The following is a 1,185-nucleotide window of genomic DNA, read 5'->3' as shown; positions in this document are numbered from 1 at the left end:
GTTCCGACCCCGTGCCCGCTCCCCGGCCCTCCCGGTGGCGGGGCCCTTCCCGGGGCGCGCAACAAGCGCTTTCCCCACCCTCGCTTTACCAAAACTTGGCCTTCTCCCGGGCAATCGCACTGCGTGATGACGCACCCGTCCCACCGGGTCGTTCAATGGGGGTTCGCCCTGCAGTGCCCGAAGGATTCCCCGGGGCGACGGTTGCCCGTCGTGACCGAACGGAGAGGGTGCGGCGGCCTCCCGGGCCCTTTTCTTACTCGTCGGTAGTCAATGTCTTGTGCCCATGGGTGTTCTGCACCACCATCGGCGCACAGCCGACGAGGGCCACGCGTCGGCCTCGGGTCGGGGGCGCCCGCCGACGGGTGATCGGCGCTCCGGGTGGCCGTGCGCCGTCGTGCGCGCGGCCGGTGGCCGCCGCCGGGATCGGCCCGGCGGCCCTCGCTCTTCCCAGCCGCCACCGGTGCTCTGCCGTGCCCCGGCACGCGCGGCGGGAAGTCGTCCAGGAGGAGGAAAGTCATGGGGTCTCGGGCTCGTGGCGGTACCCGGTGGAAGCGGTTCGGCGTGGTGATGGTGCCCGCGGTGGCGGCCACGGCGGCCATCGGCGTCGCCATGTCGCAGGGGGCGCTCGCCGCCTCGTTCGCGGTCTCCGGACAGAGCTTCAAGGTCACCACCGAACGGTTGGTGAACACCGACGGCTTCGTCCAGTACGGAACGCTCAACAAGAAGGCCGACGGCGACTACGTGCCGGTGGCCGTCTCCGCCTTCAACTCCGCCACCATCACCAAGCTCTGTCAGTCGGTGGTCGTCCCCACCCCCATCGGTGACGTCACGGTCAAGTTGGGGGCGGGGGCCGACCCGAAGAAGCCGGTGAAGGCGAAGAACCTCTTCATCGACCTCGCCGAACTCGACGCGAACGCCACCTTCACCAACATCGACATCGGTGTCAGCGCCAGCCACACCAGCAAGGGGCCCAAGCCCACCGGGGACTTCACCCCGGGATCCTTCGCCCAGCAGGCCGAGGCCGCCACGTTGACGAACGTCAGGCAGACGGCGTGGGCCACCACGGCCGGGACCTTCGAGCTCAACGGGCTCAACATCAAGCTGCACCGGGGAAAGAACGAGTGCTACTGACGGCGTGAACCGGGTGTCCGGGGCGACCGGCCGTCACCCCGGACACCCGCGCCC

1 protein-coding gene is annotated in these 1,185 nt (G+C 69.9%); it reads left to right on the top strand.

Going from position 1 to position 1,185, the window contains the following annotated elements; all coding sequences use genetic code 11:
* Positions 1–516: 516 nt before the first annotated feature.
* Positions 517–1,131 carry a DUF6230 family protein gene (locus tag FOE67_RS26245; RefSeq protein WP_182667314.1) on the top strand — a complete coding sequence of 205 codons (615 nt, stop codon included), beginning with the start codon at positions 517–519 and terminating at the stop codon, positions 1,129–1,131.
* Positions 1,132–1,185: the final 54 nt, after the last annotated feature.

The organism is Streptomyces calidiresistens, assembly GCF_014141525.1.
Taxonomy (GTDB): domain Bacteria; phylum Actinomycetota; class Actinomycetes; order Streptomycetales; family Streptomycetaceae; genus Streptomyces; species Streptomyces calidiresistens.
This window is presented reverse-complemented; position numbering and strand designations above follow the sequence as displayed.